This is a genomic window from Streptococcus sp. HMSC072D07 (genome assembly GCF_001814835.1).
Classification (GTDB): Bacteria; Bacillota; Bacilli; order Lactobacillales; family Streptococcaceae; genus Streptococcus.
On sequence record NZ_KV818039.1, the window covers coordinates 1 to 17243 of the forward strand.

Below are 17243 nucleotides of genomic sequence, written 5' to 3' on the forward strand. Positions count from 1 at the left end.
CTACCATAGCTTCAGTCTAAAAATGTAAAATAATATTTACTCCCTTAGTATATCATATCCCCACTTTTATAGCAAGTATAAAAAAAGATAAAGAACAAGGGAAATAATGGCACAAATAGTTGCCTTATGGCAACTATTTTGGTATAATAGTTTTATAAAAAAGAAAAAGAGAGGTAATAAATCATGAAAGGAAAATTAATTACATCTTATAGCTTTAACAATCAAGAATACTGTGATTTAGAGTCCATGTTACAGGCAGGAGCAAACTATTTGCAGACTCCTGAAGGAAAAGCATGGTTGTTAGAAGACAAAGAATATCATCAAGACATTTTGTTGAAGGACTTTGAAAGCAAGGTAAGCACTCCAAAAGAAAAACTTATTGTTATGAGTGAGTTAGGCTCAGTGAGTTTAAATGGTTATGACTTATGGATAGCTTATTATGATGCGTTAAGCGATGATGGAAGGTATCTTGATGTGGATATGAAAGAAAAGCCATCTCAAAATGGAATTTGTAAAGTATGTGGTTGCACTTGGGAGACTCCTTGTGTTGACGAAAAATGGGGTAGTTGTTGGTGGATGGATCAAGATGAGACTATTTGTAGCCACTGTTTTTTGGGCTCTAATGTTGAAAGAAATTAAAAATCATATGAAATTTTTAGATTTATTTGCAGGAATTGGTGGATTTCGTCTTGGGATGGAGTCCGCTGGACATGAATGTGTAGGGTTTTGCGAAATTGACAAATTTGCTCGCAAGTCTTATAAAGCCATACACGATACGAAGGGAGAAATAGAACTACATGACATCACAGCAGTATCAGATGAGTCTATTCGAAGAATCGGACGTGTGGACATTATCTGTGGAGGATTTCCGTGCCAAGCTTTCAGCATTGCAGGAAACAGACGAGGTTTTGAAGATACACGAGGAACTTTGTTTTTTGAAATTGCACGGTTCGCATCTATTCTCAGACCTAAATATCTATTCCTTGAGAACGTCAAAGGACTCCTCAACCATGACGGAGGAGCTACATTTGAGACCATCCTCGGAGCCTTGGATGAATTGGGGTACAATGTGGAATGGCAAGTCCTTAACAGCAAGGATTTCGGAGTCCCACAAAACCGGGAGCGCGTGCTCATTGTCGGACATCTTAGAGGAGAATGTACCCGAAGAGTTTTTCCTCTCTCAAAAAGTGGCCAGCAAGTTGATTCAATCAAAGAACAGTACAGCAATACCATTACAACTAGATATGGAAACTCACAAGGCGCAGGGGCGTACATTGTTGAAAGTAAATCGCAGAAAGTAAGAACTATCGGGAACATCCATATCGCAGGAAAATTGCCTGGAAATCATGACCAAAACTCAAGAGTATATGATACAGATGGACTAGCTCCTACTCTATCCACTATGCAGGGTGGTGGGCAAGAACCTAAAATCATTCAGCGTGGTCATGGTTATAATCAAGGCGGAGAACATGACATCGCTCCTACTATAACGAGTAACAGTTATCAAGAAAATAACCTGGTAAAAATTATAGACTTTTACAACAAAATCACAAAAGATGAGGTTGGAACATTAACATCAAGTGGTGGAGGTAGCACTGTTCGAGCTGGTAGTTTTGGAGTAACCGATGGCTATCGTATTCGCAAACTAACACCTCGAGAATGTTGGAGATTACAAGGATTTCCAGATTGGGCTTTTGACAAGGCGCAAAAAGTAAACAGCAACTCTCAACTATATAAGCAAGCAGGAAACAGCGTGACTGTGAGTGTTATTGCTGCTATCGCAAAGGAATTGGAATGAGGTGATAACTTGAAATTATTTCTTAACGAAGATTGTATGGATGTCATGAAAAGATATCCTGATAACTATTTTGATTTAGCTATTGTAGATCCACCATATTTTTCTGGTCCAGAACAAAGAAAATTTTATGGGAACAAAATCAGTCCCATAGGGGTCCATAGATTGTACGGCAAAACAACTAAATGGGAAGTTCCAGGAAAAGATTATTTTGATGAATTATTTAGAGTTTCAAAAAATCAAATTATTTGGGGCGTGAACTACTTCAACAACTACTCTTTCGGTTCTGGCCGTATTGTTTGGGATAAAGTTAATGGTCGGTCAAGTTTTTCGGATTGTGAGCTAGCATACTGCAGTTTGCATGATAGCACGAAACTATTTCGATATATGTGGAATGGTATGATGCAAGGTAAATCAATCTCTGAAGGTCATATCCAACAAGGAAATAAGGCCTTGAACGAAGTTAGAATCCATCCGACTCAAAAACCCATCAATCTTTATTTCTGGTTGCTGCAAAACTACGCCAAAGCTGGAGATAAGATTCTTGATACTCATGTCGGTTCAGCAAGTAGCTTGATTGCTTGTCAGGAGTTAGGTTTTGAGTATGTTGGTTGTGAGCTTGATAAAGGCATCTTCAACCTTGCTCAACAGAGACTCAATGATTATGAAAAACAAATAAAATTACTTTAAAAAAGGAAAAGGTGATAGCTTGGAAAAAGATAAAAGACAAGGTTGGTTAAAAGACTTAAAAGTCGGTGACGAGGTGTTTGTTGAATATATCGGAAATAGTGATAGTTATGACGGTTCCATGTTTGGAGTTGTTTCTCGCATAACCCCAACTGGAAGGATAGTTGTTTCTCGCAAAAATTCAAATGAAATGATGAGAAATATAGATGAAACACAATATTCTCCTGAAGGTTATCATAGAAATGGGCCATTTCCAACACGGATAGTAGGAATCATTCCAGAATTAAAAGAACGTTTCCGTGAAAGTTTTATTAGGGATGTCACAACAACAATAAACGATGAAACACTACATAGCTTCAGCCTTAACAGCTTGGAAATTTTACTTGACTGTCTTGAAATGTTTAAAAAGATAACTAAATAACTAAAATTGAATAAAGGGGATATAATATGAAAGATGTAGTTATGGCAACATTGCCAAACAATGAGCTAAACAGACTGATAAAAATCGAGCTAACAGTCCAGACAATGATTGAACGAGGTCTTATTGATGAAGAACAGTTCAATGAAATCATGAATGAAGAAGATTAAGGGGGAATGAACATATGATACCGAAGTTTCGTATGTGGGAAAAATTAGAAAATAAAATTTCTGATCTCATTGATGATTTAAATCAACAAAACGAGCCAGAAAAAGTTATAATCCCACAGATAATTGCTGAAAAAATTAAATACTGTAAGGAAACAGATGGATCTAGCTTATTTCATGCAATGGATTATTGCTATAAGTTCAAAGAATGTGCTGATTGGCTAGCAAATCATGAAGAAGTCTTTGCGCGCGCTTGGTCAGACGGTTATGACATTCAAGGAATAAAGTATGTTGTTACTGATGGAAATGGCAATTATGTGTGCTTTGAAAACGGTCAAAAAGATAATGATGTTATGATGATTGGACGAGCTGATACAAAGGATTATGTTAAGAAATTCAACACAAAAAAAGAAGCTCAAGAAGTGGCAAATCTATTGGATTTGACAGTACAGGAGGTAAAGTAGTGGTACAAGCATTTAAAAAAGTCACAATCCCGCAGTTTGTTGCGGATTGGATTGAGCATGCAAAGTTTGAAGATTATCATTTGTTAGGTGCAATGGACGCAATCGCGATTAGTGGAAGAAAAAAACTTTACGAATGGTTTAGGGAAGATGACAACATGGAACTCTTTGCTCGAGCATGGCTGGATGGATACGAGATTCATGGAACAAGGTATGTAGTGACAGATGGCAATCATTTGTATTTCAAAAACTATCAAGAAGATGTTGAAATTGTCATACTAGTAGATGAACAACCTGGTACAATGGAGTACGTCAAGAAATTCAACACAAAAGAAGAAGCTCAAGAGGCTGCAGACATTCTTGGTTGGAAAGTTCAGGAGGTGGAGTGATGAATCTCAGACAAAAAAGAAAACACTACAAATATTCTTATCGATATTTTATAGCCTACTATTCTGAGAATACTAAAGAATTTGTTATCTACTGTCCGAAAAAATATAAGAAAACGCTCAAAAGAAAACTTAAAGTTAACAAAAATTATGATTATGATGAATGTTGTAGGAAGTATTGGTTATACGAGGAATTTCACGGCAACATGCCAAAATTCATGAAAGAAAAGGAGGTCACAAATTGAAACGAAAAAGCATATCTAAAGCCACTAGACAAAAAGTCTTAGATAAGTATGGTGGTCATTGCGCTTATTGTGGCAAGGAATTGGATTTAAAAACTTTGAGAGTAGATCATCTACACCCCCACTATCGAGGTGGAGAAGATAGTTTTGAAAACTATATGCCAGCATGCTATCAATGTAATTTTTACAAATCTACTCTTCTTTTAGATGAATTTAGGGAGCAGATGTCTACCTTGCACGAAAGAATCAGCAAGCCATTCATAGCAAGACTTGGTTTAGATTATGGAATCATTAAAATCAAACCATTCGACGGAAAGTTTTATTTTGAGGAATAGGAGATAAAATTTGAAAATAGATACTACTAAGGTAGAGGCAGTCTTAATGGATAAGACTGTCTCAGCCTATCGTTTAGCAAAGGATACTGGTATTTCAAAATCCACGATCACGAGATTAAGGAATAAGGAACGCTTGTTTAAGAATATTACGGTTGAAACACTGCTTAAGGTGCAGGCATGGATTGATAAGAATGGAAAGTAAAGGTAACTAGATGCTGACAAAAGAACAGTTTATCGACAATCTGAAAAAAGCACGCGCGGTTAAGAAAGAAGTCTTTGCAAGATTCAAAAATGGTCCACTTGAAAGCTATCCAGAATATGAAGAGCCTTATAGACTTGACAACAAGGATAATTTGTTTGAAGCAATCATGAACTATCTATACTACGGTGTCCTACCTGAAGGAAAAACGTTAGATGATGTTTGGGATGCTTTCCAGGAGGTAGCTAATAAAGAAAAGTGGGATGTTTCTGAGATCCAGATTTCCTTTGATAGTGACGAACTAATCCAAGATTGTCTAGCTGATATAGCTTTGCTTGGTGAGGACTTTATGGTTTATGCTAAATATCAATCATTCTGTGAGGGGCAGGTTGAGTTTGTAGTAGACTACGTAGATGCTGAACGCCCTACTAGAAAAGATATTCTTGAGTTTAATGCCATAGACGACGAAGAGACTTTTCAGGAGCTTCTAAAAGAATATGAAGAAGGTATCAAAAGTCTAAAAGGGTATAGAGCAGAAAAAATGACCTTACAAGAACTACTAAATAAACTAGAGAAGCAGAATACGATTCTCTAAATAAAAAAGAGCAGTGATCCATAGTCACTGCTTTTCTATTTTATTAAGCGACGGTCTTTTCCTGCACGCTGATTTTAATAGTTGCTACTACTACCTCTCCATTCAATCGTGGAATTGTTACGTCCATTTCACGCGCATCACACTCATTTAAGTAGTCGAGAAAAGTCATCAGTGTTACCTCCTCTGAGCTAGGTTTTAACACTCCCTTCTCATTCAACTCCTTTATCGTGATTGAAACGATAACGTCCTTATCTTCTAAAGGACAAGTGATGTCGATTGCTCGCTTATTTTCTTTATACGGTAGTTCCAGAATATCTATGAAGCGCATAGATAAGTAATTTACTTTTTCTTGCTCTTCATTTTTTGTGATTGCTGCTTCTTGATGTGTCATAATTGGTTCTCCTTTTTCTTTCTTAAATTTCTACTTCTGCTATTGGTTTACGCTGGCCAGGCGCGTGAGTATAATGGCAATAAAGTGTACCAAGGTCAAGCGCAGGTTTAAATTCCTCAAAGTCATGGGCCAACACATAACAAGGTTTATAAACGCAGCTAAATGTGATTGCTACTTCTTCTTTTAAATCATCCAGGAGTAGGCCAAGTGTTTCATATTCATAGATACGCACTATCTCACCTTTTCCTTCAAAGAGTGCTTTAACTAGAATAGATGTACCATTCCCATAAAACACAGTGTGTGATCCCACAATTTCATAGTCCTTTAACTCTAATCTATAATATCTATCTGCGCGTGTATCTTCAATAGATACTTCCTTTGGAACAGTATAGAAATAACTGCCTTGCTCTACTGCTAATGTAAATCTTTTACGGACTTCTAGTTGCTTCAGGTATTCGTCAATCCCACTTCCTAAAGATAGGGCCTTCCGTAAAATTTCATGCTTGCTAGATGATTGGTTTTTATCTAGCCACTGACCTAAAAATCTATGAACATATACCATAATCATTTCTCTCTTTCCTGCTATTCTTTAATTACATTTTAAACGATAACTTTATAAAAAGCAACGAATGGTGGCTTACAATAGATTTTTATCGAATATAGATCGCAAGAAAGAAATCATCATGAGGGATTGGATAGTATTGTTTGCTGATTGAAGCAGAAAAAATAATGCCACATTGAGGATAAACGTCTTTATATTCTTTGTAAAGATTTTCAAAATAGTCCGGGTTGCTGATGTCACCATAGTTCAATTTTAAAAGGGGCATTTCTTTTTTATCAAAGAAATCATCTATGTAGGTTAAAGTCAAATCAAAAGGACTATCAGGTTCATCAACTAGGTCTGCAGATAATACTTCATAAGGAACAAGGTGCTCGTTTTTAAAACGGTCAACAAGTTCAATATCTTCTTTTGTGCTATCATGGTCCAATTCAAGATGAATAACCTCTGCTATTTGAGATATAGCATTGACATATGGTAGTGCATAAAGGCTAACTTTATTTTGCTGTGCCTGCTCATAGTAAGTCAGTCCACTATCTTTAAACTTGACGTTATGAACATTAGAGATGAAATTCATAACACGCGCATTAAGATAGTTATCTTTTGGTTCTGATATGTTATCAAAGACAAAGAAGATTGTATCCCCTTTGTAGTAACTTTCCTCAAAATAACCAATGATCTTTCCTAGCAATTTAAAGTGCTGCTCAGTGTTTCTATCGTACTCTATATAGTACCTTTCACCTTGGACGAATATTACTGCATCTGGTACAACTGAAATCAGTTCACGATTGGTTGGAAAGAAATAAGTAATATTCAACTCACTAGGTGAAACACCTACCTTATTTTCAATTAAGGCTCTACCGATTTTAAGTGCTAGAGAACGTGTATTCGCATCGTGTAGATTGATTTTCTTTATCCCATAAGTTCCACCATTCATTCGATTAGTAATAAGGCTATAATGTGAACCATCGTACTCAGTAACCTCTGTCAGTTCAGCAAGTTCTGGAATTTGAGGAATGACTGAAAGTAACCACGAAGCAAACACCTTTGGAACGTACATAAATTTGGTTCTACCAATATTGTAGTTAGAACTAAATTGGCAGATAGGCATCCTGCTATTACCAATTAGAGAATATAACGCATCATTGTATAGCTCCTTACCCGTTAAGATAAAATACTGATCTAAAATCATTTCTCTTGAAAAATACTTTAGACGAATTAAATGATACATTAGCAAGAGTGTCTCTTTAGTAAAAAACACTTTCTTTCTTCCACGAGGATTGGGTAAATAATAAGCTATTGCTCCTTTAGGAATATGCTCTATTATTCCTTCCCTGCTATCACTAATACAAAGGCTCTTAACCATAAAATGTATCCTTTCATCAATTTATTTGATAGAAACAACCCTAAAAACCCTATAAAGTCCCCTTTATTTCCATTCATGCTGAAGCTATATGTATCAAGGGTTTAGGTGGCTTATTTGCTATTTCTATCTTTCTTAAATAAAAAATAGCATTACCGTAGCATTTTCCAACCAAGCTGGAGCCAGATATATCAAGGGTTTAGGTGACTATAAATGACTAGACTATCTTTCTTTCTTGAATATTTGGCATTACCGTGGCACTTTCCATCCATGTTAAAGCCAGATATATCAAGGGTTTAGGTAAAAAATATAACTTCCTTATGTTTCTTTGAATTATTAGCCAATTATTTATAAAATTATATCATAACTTCTCTTTTTTTTAAAACTATGATAAAATTAATTTGTCATAAAGAAAGGAGAAAAATCATGGCAGCTAAAACTAAAACTCTGGGAGCATTTGATAGTGACCTTCAAAAGCTACAAGAACAGATGGATAAAATCAGAAAGGAGCGAAAAAAGCATGAAGAGAATATCATACTAAAGATTGGGAAGGCCTATGTTTCGCTTGTTAGTTTAGACAATAAAGACCTCACTGTTGAAGACATTCTAAAAGATATTACCAGGATTGTTCAAGATAAAAAACAGTCACTAAAACAACAAAACTCCCAAAAACAAAATCAGAATGAACAATAAAAAGCTAGTGTTTAGTCACTAGCTTTTTTTATTAAAAGATATCTTCTTTGTCATCAGAAGTTTGAAGATTTTGAGCAATAATACTAGATGGTTCTGGCGGAATTGCACTGTCAATTTCTTGAATAGTATCAGTTATATAAGTAACCTCTTTTTGTGTTTCTTCCACTACTTCTTTTTGAGATTTATCATTATTTTCTTTGACTTCTTCAATAGGCGCTTCTTGTTCTTCTTCGCCATCTAGGGTCTCTTTTTTACTATCAATAATTAAACCTTTGTTAATGTCGTTTTTAGCCTCTTTATTTCTATAATCAGCTTTAGCATCATTTTGGTTAAAATTATCAGTATCAGTATCCTCAAATAATGGAATTGAGTCATTGATTGGATTTTTAATTTCTAATAGTTTATTCCACTCATCATCTGTGAAATCATCTTGACTGTATGATGTTCTTTTAATATTTTCGATATAAAAATCATCAACACATTTTTGCCAGATATCAAATGTTTCCTTGTCTTTTTTATTAGAAATATCAAAGTCTGGTTGGTAATCTTCATCTGTGAAAATAGGCATTTTAAAGCTTGGCATTGAGGTAACTTTCATAGGTTCACTCACCTCATTTTCAACTACCATGATACCCAAAAATTCCATTTCTTCTAGCTTGCTAACATCAGCTTCTGTGATCTGGTCAACCTCTTCGAGTGTTTCAGTCAACTGCTCTTTATTATCATCATTGGAAGCTAAAAATCGTCCCTCTGCTCCACGGAAGCTAGAAGTCAATGACCATTTTTTACCTGCTCGATTGTTTAGGTATTTTATGGTTTCTGGGCTTTGCTGTTGGAACATAAATGCGTTACGATAAGATTGGAAAAGTGCGTTTGCTTTCTCTGCTCCTACGGTCGCAACTGCTTGCTCGTAGTTCTGATAAAAGTGAATGACTGGTGTTCTAACTTTACGGTTTTTATCAATAAATCCACTATCCCTTGACATTAGGAATGAGTTCTTTTCGTCCTCGATAAATGGGAATAAAGAATACTTGTTGGGTAGCCGTCTAAAAGCAGAACTTTGCATGATAATTTCAGCAACTTGGGCAACCATTTTACTGTTGTTTTCTCCCAACTCAGCAGCTGCAGAATTGACTAATAGAACTCCTCCATATTTCAATAATACGTCGATGCTCTTAGTTGATTGAGAAAAGAAAACACGTCTAACACGTTTATCCAAAGCTAATCTACTAATTACTGAAACAAGACCTTTAATATCTGCATCAAAGTCAAAGGCTGGCTTATTTGTTCTAGAATCGATATAGTATGCTTTGGTAAAATAATCAATAGCACTTTTTAGATTGCTAATCTCTGAAAACTTATCCTCTAACTCACGCCCCTCATTCCATAATTCGAGAGGTTGGTTTCCTCGGAAAAGTTCCTTCTCTCCCCCAGAGTTTATCCACTTTTCAAAAGCCTCATTATATTTAATCTCATAGTCGCTTTTCCAAGCGTTATAATCTCTTAATTCTTTCTGATAAATTATTCGTAGGATATTGACACGCGAGAATATAAAGTTGTTATCAGTTAGTAATTGATTAAATTCTGAAAAGGTCGGTGCACCTCCGTTAAGGTGCTTGTTGATATCTAGATCTGGTACTTTAGACGAGGCTATCAGAAGTGTTACAAGACTCTTCGTGTGCGCTTCCTCTCTATTAAGGAAAAAGCTATTACCACTACTGTTATTCCCCTCCGAAAAATCTCTGAAGAGGTCTGATGCTAATGCTGCTGCTGTTTCCAATTCTGTGTCAAATATATTGATTGCATCCGTGTAAGGATTTAACGGGTCAATGTCCCAGATAGCCTTTTTAGGTATTCCTACTTTTTCTAAAATGAAGCGACTATCTTTTACTAAGTCTGCTGTTGGTTCGTTTAGATAAAAACCACTTACAAGGTCTTTCCCCAATCCCTTAGAAAACCACTCTTCTATCATTTCTTTCTCTTTGATTTTCTTCGATTTGTCAGAAAGAGGGAGTCGTTTTACTTTTCTTTGTACTCCCTTAACGTACATACCAAACTCACGTAGATAAATAGCAAAGTTTTTTGATACTGATATAACAATAGGCTTGGCAAGTGATGATGATTTACCTGTACCAATCAATCCAAAAAATGCGGTATTCAATGCTAGAGTGTTTGGCTCCATAATGACTGGTGACTGTGTTTCTGAGTTGATCCCAATAGTCAAAGAGAATGTCCCTTTAGCCTCTGTATCAAATACTAGATGCTCGATACATTCATCTTTATAAAAACGTCTGTTTATCCATTGTTCAACCAACTTGTGATACTTTCTAATGTCGAAAATGTAAGAATTGACGTACAAAATAATTAAGATAAAAATTGGTAAAATCACTAAGATTGCATTGTATAGTTCAGGTGATAAAAACGGTATTGGTGAAGCCAATAAACTCTCTTGGTTTTTATAACCTAAGAAAGTCTCTGTATGAGAACTAAATAGATTTGCTGATTTATAGGTCAATGATAAAGACTTTAAAACATAGTTACTAATTGTCAAAATAATTAGAGCCAGTTGAGCTATGATTGCCCCTCCAAAAGAAAATATCAATCCTTTTTTCATCAGACTTACTCGCTGGACTCGTTTTACTTTGTTAGGCCGCTTAAAAGGCTCATAGACCTGCCTACTAGTTATTCTAGTATGCCATAATCCCAAATATAGCTGGATGCTTGAGAAAGCCAACAGAGCGTAAAATAAAGCTAAATAAGAGCCATCTGATATGGTATATCCAAATATAAGGGTGAACAAAGAGAAAACTGCTAATCCACTACTTGCTCCAAAGAAGAATAAAAGCAATATTCTTAAAGTAACGATCACATAGTCATAGGTAGCTTTTCCATTTAACCAGAATGGAAGTCTTTTTAAAATAAATTTCAACTTACTTACTCTCCCCTCTACAAGATAAATTTAATCATTTCAATAATTCCTATCGTAAGGATAGTTATTCCGATACCTCCCAAAAGGAAAAATCGCCTTTGTAGTCCACTACTGTGCTTTTCATTCTCAGTTATAATCTGCTGATAATAGAAAATGGTTGATTGAATTTGAGCAAATTTCCAGACTACTGCAACAATCAGAAATTGAATGACTGTAAGTATAGTCTTAAATGTCTCAGATGTATCACCAGAATTGAGTTTCATTGTTTCAAGATAAGACATTACTAGTAAAGGGATAAATCTAAACAAGTAAATAAAAATTAAGGCAATTAAAACCCAAAGTGACGATAGATACTTCCATTTAATATTAGTTGTCTGACGATTGATAAACCATATAATTAAACCTCCTGCTACTATTATCCAGGGTGCGATTTGTAAAAATAATATTATCCATGAAAAAATAGTGTGTACCATGATACTCCTTTCAAAAAAAACGAAACATTGTTTGTTCCGTTTCTAGCTTAATTAGAACTCAAATGCACTTACGGCCTTTTCCTTTGTTCCTGCATCTGAGATATAAGAACAATAAACCGAATATCTCAAATCATCAGCTGGACTTGCTGTTCTTCTTGCTCGCTCAACCTTAACAAAGATAGGTGTCTGTTTGACTACAAAATCAGGGGTTATTGGGGCCTTAGTTTCAAGTTTAACTATTGCACCTGCTAGATCCTCTAATTCAATTTTATGACCTCTGGTAACGTCATAAGCAACAACGTAAGCCTTGTGAGTTGTACCAACTAATTTTTCGTCAGCTATAAGTTGGATCACTCGGTCACGTGGTCTTGTTTCTAAACACTTAGCATCAGCAATGATTTGATTTTCTAGCCCTTTACCTGCTCGATAGATTTGGTTATCTAAAATCTTAAAACTGATCTGCTCTCCAATTTTAAATTTTAAAGCAATACTTGGTATAACTGACTCATACACATAGCTAATTTTCCCTCTTGGGATAAATACCGTAAAGTAGTTTAATTCTTTTTCTGTGCATATAACATAAATTCCACGATTGCTTGTTTGAGCGATGATGCCATTGTAAGAACGCGAAAGCCACTCAGCTTTTTCATTCTTCAACTGCTCTAGTACACTTCTATTAACAACGCTTGGAGATTCTTTACCTTTTCTTGCTTCTGCTATTGTTGCTTTAATATCGCCACATACTAGGGTTTCGGCAAGGTCTATGCTGCCTTCAGCATAAAAGTTGTTCCATACCTTTTTAGTTTCATAAAAATTTGGCAATTTACAAAGTCTTAAATTTTCAATTTTACAACTTACGTAACGTCCAACCATTTCTTTTAAGTTAGTACGTGGTAATCTAAGCATCCCTGCCTTAGTAGATGGCACATAAACTTTCAATTCAGAATAAATAGGGTTTAGAGGTGTAACAACAAGATAGTCTATAAAAACAATTTTAGACTTATCGGTTTCATGAGGACAAGGCATTGATTCTATTACACTCTCAACAAAGCCAGGAAATACTCTTTCTTTAGCAAGAATTCTATTAAAAGCCTCAGAACGTGTATCGCTTGCTGATGGTCTAGCTAGGTCATTAACCTCTGCAACAATATCTTTGGGAATAAATTCTAATTTCAGTTCATCTTTTAGATTGAAGTCAAACCAAAATGTATCGCTCTTTATTTTATCAGCAATAACAATATCGCGGTTTTTTCTTCCTTCATCTTCTGCATATATCGCACTAGGATGCGTCTGTTGAATGACTTTTAATGGTAGCATAATATCTCCTAAGTTTTTATTTTAATCTATACCATATATTTTAACCTCTATTAGCCCTAAATTGCAAGCTATGATAGAAAAAATCCCAAAAGCATTTTATCTTTTGGGAATGTTTTTTTAAAAAATAATTTCAAAAGCAAAGGCGATCACAAAGAGAAAAAGAACTACTCCCAATGCGCCAAATTTAATCTTTTTTTGATAGATTCCGATAAGTGTAAATAGTAACGCTACACTTGGTACTACAAAAGCCATAGTTTGTCTCCTATTCATTGATTTTAGAATAAATAGCCAATATTTACTAAATAGATAGTTTCTATTTTTTATGTAAATATAATTTATTTAAAAAATGGATAAAATATATTTAGTTTACAGATACTAACGACTGTTTCTTTCTCTTTCTAATTGTTGTCGATAGTTTGATAGAGCCATTCTAATAGTCATGGTTTTATTGTTTTTCATACCTAACAACTCCATAATAGCCATCATATCATCATACATTTGTTCATCTGGCTTCAAGTGTAATGAAGGAATGTGTTTCTTTTCTTTTTCTAGATATGTTACCACTCCGATTTGGTCAGTTGTGTCTGATAACAAATTTTTCTCAATAACCTCCTTACGTTTTTCAAAAGGGGATTTATCTTGGATCATAGGTTTAGTTTCAAAATCTGATGGACGCTTAGCTGGCATAATATTCTCCTTAATTGTAATTTTTATTTATTAAGTATTTATTTTTTATTTATCATTTATTTATTTACTAAATAAAAATGATTTACTTTATTCTTCTACATACTGGCTAATTTTAACAAAAGGTGTTCAGTGTCACGGTAGAACTTATCTAACTTCCAGTCACCTTTATCATATTTTCGATATTCCCAAAGAGGCATATACAAGGCATCTGACTTAGGAAAACTCTCCCGGTACTCAATGCAACCAACAAAATCATCTGGATGTTCGCGAACTAATTTATTCATCATGTTTCGCATTTGTTTTCCTAACATACTATTGTCAATCATATTCGCAAGTACAACTACTCTAGCATTCACAAATGTTTCTGTTCGACTTCTATTTTCATTTTTCACTACATTTAGCAATGCTTTAATTTCAGCAACCTTATTTTTGTATGTCTTTTCGGTCTTATCTATAATTGCAGTAACGATATCAGAAATTGCATAAACTGCTTTAGTGAACTCTGATTGGTCGTTGTGTGTGTCAATTAAGATATAATCATACTCTTCTGTGAGATACTTTTCCACATCCCACCACCAATGTAACAAAGAGAAACTTTTTACATCAGATAAGTTATATAGTGTTTTTGTTTCAGCAATTAAATCAATGTTGTCAGTGATCTTGATAGGTGAAAAAGGTAAACGTTGAAAAAGCATTTCGACCGTATTCTCTGGTTTAATGTTAGCAAGCAACTCATCTGCATCTAAACCATTCTTACGTGCATAATAACCAACCATACGATTTGTAAGATTCATGCTTCTATCTGTCCCAAAAACAAGAACACGATACCCTTTGCTCGCTAACAAGGTAGCAGTATTGACACATATTGCAGTTTTGCCAACTCCTCCAGCCTCAACATTAAAACATATAATCTTCATATTTGTAATTCTCCTATTTATGTTTGTTTTATCTACATTATATCAGAAGTATTTTTAATTGTCAAAAAATAATGGATTAAAATTATCCACTTTATATCTATTTAATAAATAAAAGATATATACAAAATGAATAATAAGTAGATAAATAGTATTTGACTAATGGATAAAAAAGCAAACGTGTTAAAGTTAAATATTCATCTTATAGATTTGCTATTTAGCTTCAGCAGTTCTGTCTGCATAGTTGATTGTTGCATTAGGAGAAGTTCTATTTATTATGTATCTATTAAATAGATGTAGTTTATTTATATAATAAATAGGAAATAGATAGAAATTATTTACTTAATGGATAAAAAAAGACGAATGCTTAAAACATTCATCTTATAGATTTGCTATTTAGCTTCAGCAGTTCCGTCTGTATAGTTGATTGTTGCATTAGGAGAAGTGTTATCCAGTATTACATACGAGATATTGCCTTCTGTCCTTGTTTGCCCTTGATTTTTCAATTCGACTGTTTCCTGGTTCCCGTTCTTATCGAAAGCGGTCCAGTACATAGCAATCTTGTTAGGTAGTAGGTCATTGTCTTGGTAGATTGGAACTACATAATAGTCAAGGTATTTATCTGAGTTATCGCGTAACCACTCTTTTAGGTTCATTTCGTAGAATATCATAGAGTAGTAGTTGCTGCGATCAACTTTCTTATCATCCATTGTCCCAGCGTTAAGATAACGTGTTATAGGAACAAGGTTCTTACCTTCTGAGTTCAATCCGGAAAATAGATAACCGACTAGGTGTCCTCTATTCATGAGCCAGTTTTCTGTTTTTTTCCCGTTAATAGTAGCTGGAAATTTGTAGTTATGCCAACCAACAGGATTGTAGGTGATTTTATCTTCTCGTTCCTCTTTTGGAGCGTCTTTAATGTTTAATTGGATATGTGAGTAGGTTGCACGTCCAAGGCTGTCATACTCTCCTAATTCAAGCTGTTTTGAACCTTTAAAAGCAAGAGGAGTATAAGTAGCAGTAGTTGTTGAAGAAGCATTCTGTGAATCCTCTGTTTCTTTCTGATTGGCTACTGCATCCCCGAATTTCTCCTTTATTTTATCAGCTTGGCTATTAAAATCTTCAATAGCACCGGAGCCTTTAACAAATGAAATACCTTGATTTAGAAGGTTAATAGGATTTACCCCAATCCTATCGGCTAGAAAAAATCCTACTGAAATAATGATTAAGCCAGCTAGAACATTTAGGAGATAACCTCCACAACCTCTATTTTTGTTTTTGCTCATTCGTTTTCTCACTTTCTTTTACAACTTTTGTCAATCGACGAGATTCTGTTGCTGTTAAGTCTGATAAATCTTTATTTTTTTCAAAAAGAATAACTGAATGTGTCTGTTTTAGTATAATAGCTGATAAAGGTTTCATGGCCACAGTAGAAATTCTATGGATCACTGAGGCTATACCTTGGGCAGATAGTGGCTTTTTTTTGAAGTTTAAAAATAAAGAGCCAACAGTTGCATCAGCAGTAAACCATTTTTTTCTTGTTTTAAGATATGGAGCAATGTAAGGAATGAACTCACTTAAAATAGGCTTTTTAATTCGTTCCCCTTTACGTGTATTTATTACTATCACCTTTTTGCGTAAGTCAATATCCCTATAAGTGACTTGTGTAAGCTGCTCAATGTCAACTCCAGTTCCAACAAGTAAAGCGATGATTGCTAGATCCCTCTCTTTATTTCTTTCCCAATTATCCGCAGTTGTTTGAGTTGGAAAGTAAGTAACAAGTGACTTATCAATCATTTCAAGAAAATCTAACATTCCTTGTAAATCATAACTATCTATATAATTATCACTTGATTCAATTTTTCTATCTGAAGCAAGAGAAGATACACCATAAACAACATCCCACTCATGCATCACATTACGGTAGAAGTGTGGGGCTTGTTTTTCAAGTGAAAAGGATGCAACAGTGTAGTAGTGCCAGAAAGCACTCAAAATTTTAACTACCTGTTTTTTTCCATTTGGTTTAAGTCTAAGTGAAGATATATAATCATTCACTAATTCAAGTGGTGTATGCTCTATATCCTCCATAGTTAGTTCACTAATTGATTTTTTTAATTTTCTACTTGTATAGAATTCTAAAAACTTTTTTAACTCCACTAACTTGTAGTAGCTAGAGGTATTTCTTTTATTTGTGGTAAAAAAGTAGTCTAAATATAATTGGACTGCTGGCGAAAGCATACTCTCTAGTTCTTGATAATTCTGTTCTAATCTATTCATAAATTCTTTTCAATTTCTTTTTTATATACTACTAGAATAACAGAAAAATACGATTAAATCAAAGTATGATAGAATAAGTCTCTTTTTCTAAAGTAGATATTTATAAACCTATTTTATAATACTTTATATTACTTTATAATACTTTGAGAACTTGTAAAAGCACGATAGATAAGCTTTTTTTTAGCTATACATGAGGAAAAAGTGCGTAACATTTGAGTGTTTTATGCGTGATATATGAGGAAAAAGTGCGTGATTTAGTTTATCTTTCTAAAGAACTAGCAAAACCCTTGGTATATAAGGGTTTTAGAGGCATGAATAAGTGGATATAATTTATAATACATGAGGAAAAAGTGCG

The 17243-nt window shown here is 34.5% G+C and carries 22 protein-coding genes; 11 read left to right on the forward strand and 11 right to left on the reverse strand.

Features of this window, described 5'->3' with window-relative positions; genetic code table 11:
- Positions 1-183 precede the first annotated feature (183 nt).
- From HMPREF2991_RS03130 to HMPREF2991_RS03175, 10 genes are all read left to right on the forward strand, one after another.
- On the forward strand, positions 184-639 hold the full coding sequence (locus HMPREF2991_RS03130; protein WP_070683495.1) for a hypothetical protein: 456 nt from the start codon (positions 184-186) through the stop codon (positions 637-639).
- Positions 640-646: 7 nt separating this feature from the next.
- The gene (locus HMPREF2991_RS03135; RefSeq protein ID WP_070683537.1) at positions 647-1798 is read left to right on the forward strand and encodes a DNA cytosine methyltransferase; all 1152 of its coding nucleotides are present in this window, start codon (positions 647-649) and stop codon (positions 1796-1798) included.
- A 9-nt stretch (positions 1799-1807) separates the two neighbouring features.
- Complete coding sequence (locus HMPREF2991_RS03140) at positions 1808-2485, forward strand: DNA methyltransferase (protein ID WP_070683497.1); 678 nt, start codon at positions 1808-1810, stop codon at positions 2483-2485.
- 19 nt (positions 2486-2504) lie between these two features.
- On the forward strand, positions 2505-2903 hold the full coding sequence (locus HMPREF2991_RS03145; protein ID WP_070683499.1) for a hypothetical protein: 399 nt from the start codon (positions 2505-2507) through the stop codon (positions 2901-2903).
- Positions 2904-2929: 26 nt separating this feature from the next.
- Positions 2930-3070: a hypothetical protein gene (locus HMPREF2991_RS11000; RefSeq protein WP_180364425.1), complete on the forward strand. Its 141-nt coding sequence runs from the start codon at positions 2930-2932 to the stop codon at positions 3068-3070.
- A 14-nt stretch (positions 3071-3084) separates the two neighbouring features.
- Positions 3085-3531: a DUF1642 domain-containing protein gene (locus tag HMPREF2991_RS03150; protein ID WP_070683501.1), complete on the forward strand. Its 447-nt coding sequence runs from the start codon at positions 3085-3087 to the stop codon at positions 3529-3531.
- Positions 3531-3917: a DUF1642 domain-containing protein gene (locus HMPREF2991_RS03155; RefSeq protein WP_070683503.1), complete on the forward strand. Its 387-nt coding sequence runs from the start codon at positions 3531-3533 to the stop codon at positions 3915-3917. The genes HMPREF2991_RS03150 and HMPREF2991_RS03155 overlap by 1 nt, the downstream gene beginning before the upstream one ends.
- A gap of 238 nt (positions 3918-4155) precedes the next feature.
- The gene (locus tag HMPREF2991_RS03165) at positions 4156-4491 is read left to right on the forward strand and encodes an HNH endonuclease (protein WP_070683508.1); all 336 of its coding nucleotides are present in this window, start codon (positions 4156-4158) and stop codon (positions 4489-4491) included.
- A 10-nt stretch (positions 4492-4501) separates the two neighbouring features.
- Positions 4502-4693, forward strand: coding sequence for a helix-turn-helix domain-containing protein (locus HMPREF2991_RS03170; protein ID WP_070683510.1), 192 nt, complete (start codon positions 4502-4504; stop codon positions 4691-4693).
- A gap of 10 nt (positions 4694-4703) precedes the next feature.
- Positions 4704-5285, forward strand: coding sequence for a hypothetical protein (locus tag HMPREF2991_RS03175; RefSeq protein WP_070683512.1), 582 nt, complete (start codon positions 4704-4706; stop codon positions 5283-5285).
- Positions 5286-5328: 43 nt separating this feature from the next.
- Here the strand turns inward: HMPREF2991_RS03175 and HMPREF2991_RS03180 are convergent, their stop codons facing one another.
- The 3 genes from HMPREF2991_RS03180 to HMPREF2991_RS03190 form a co-directional block, all read right to left on the reverse strand.
- Positions 5329-5676, reverse strand: a complete 348-nt coding sequence (locus HMPREF2991_RS03180; protein WP_070683515.1) for a hypothetical protein — start codon at positions 5674-5676, stop codon at positions 5329-5331.
- 22 nt (positions 5677-5698) lie between these two features.
- The gene (locus HMPREF2991_RS03185; protein ID WP_257371855.1) at positions 5699-6244 is read right to left on the reverse strand and encodes a hypothetical protein; all 546 of its coding nucleotides are present in this window, start codon (positions 6242-6244) and stop codon (positions 5699-5701) included.
- A gap of 82 nt (positions 6245-6326) precedes the next feature.
- A complete protein-coding gene (locus tag HMPREF2991_RS03190) occupies positions 6327-7601 on the reverse strand; it encodes a hypothetical protein (RefSeq protein WP_070683517.1) in 1275 nt (424 codons plus the stop codon).
- A 423-nt stretch (positions 7602-8024) separates the two neighbouring features.
- Here HMPREF2991_RS03190 and HMPREF2991_RS03195 point away from each other — a divergent pair, with 423 nt between their 5' ends.
- On the forward strand, positions 8025-8291 hold the full coding sequence (locus tag HMPREF2991_RS03195) for a hypothetical protein (RefSeq protein ID WP_070683519.1): 267 nt from the start codon (positions 8025-8027) through the stop codon (positions 8289-8291).
- Positions 8292-8322: 31 nt separating this feature from the next.
- On the opposite strand, the gene HMPREF2991_RS03200 is transcribed toward HMPREF2991_RS03195, so the two are convergent.
- The 8 genes from HMPREF2991_RS03200 to HMPREF2991_RS03230 all read right to left on the reverse strand — a co-directional run bounded on the left by HMPREF2991_RS03200 (position 8323) and on the right by HMPREF2991_RS03230 (position 16888).
- Complete coding sequence (locus HMPREF2991_RS03200; protein WP_142350312.1) at positions 8323-11220, reverse strand: TraM recognition domain-containing protein; 2898 nt, start codon at positions 11218-11220, stop codon at positions 8323-8325.
- Between the two features lie 17 nt (positions 11221-11237).
- Complete coding sequence (locus tag HMPREF2991_RS03205; protein ID WP_070683523.1) at positions 11238-11693, reverse strand: hypothetical protein; 456 nt, start codon at positions 11691-11693, stop codon at positions 11238-11240.
- Between the two features lie 51 nt (positions 11694-11744).
- Complete coding sequence (locus tag HMPREF2991_RS03210) at positions 11745-13010, reverse strand: hypothetical protein (protein ID WP_070683525.1); 1266 nt, start codon at positions 13008-13010, stop codon at positions 11745-11747.
- A 117-nt stretch (positions 13011-13127) separates the two neighbouring features.
- Entirely contained in the window at positions 13128-13262 is a 135-nt protein-coding gene (locus tag HMPREF2991_RS11145; protein ID WP_257371856.1) for a hypothetical protein, read from the reverse strand.
- A 123-nt stretch (positions 13263-13385) separates the two neighbouring features.
- Complete coding sequence (locus tag HMPREF2991_RS03215; protein WP_070683527.1) at positions 13386-13697, reverse strand: hypothetical protein; 312 nt, start codon at positions 13695-13697, stop codon at positions 13386-13388.
- 95 nt (positions 13698-13792) lie between these two features.
- On the reverse strand, positions 13793-14614 hold the full coding sequence (locus HMPREF2991_RS03220; protein WP_070683529.1) for a ParA family protein: 822 nt from the start codon (positions 14612-14614) through the stop codon (positions 13793-13795).
- Between the two features lie 389 nt (positions 14615-15003).
- Positions 15004-15897 (reverse strand): DNA/RNA non-specific endonuclease, encoded by an 894-nt coding sequence (locus HMPREF2991_RS03225; RefSeq protein WP_070683531.1) that lies wholly within the window; start codon positions 15895-15897, stop codon positions 15004-15006.
- The gene (locus tag HMPREF2991_RS03230; protein ID WP_070683533.1) at positions 15878-16888 is read right to left on the reverse strand and encodes a tyrosine-type recombinase/integrase; all 1011 of its coding nucleotides are present in this window, start codon (positions 16886-16888) and stop codon (positions 15878-15880) included. Before HMPREF2991_RS03230 ends, HMPREF2991_RS03225 begins: the two co-directional genes overlap by 20 nt.
- Between the last annotated feature and the right edge of the window lie 355 nt (positions 16889-17243).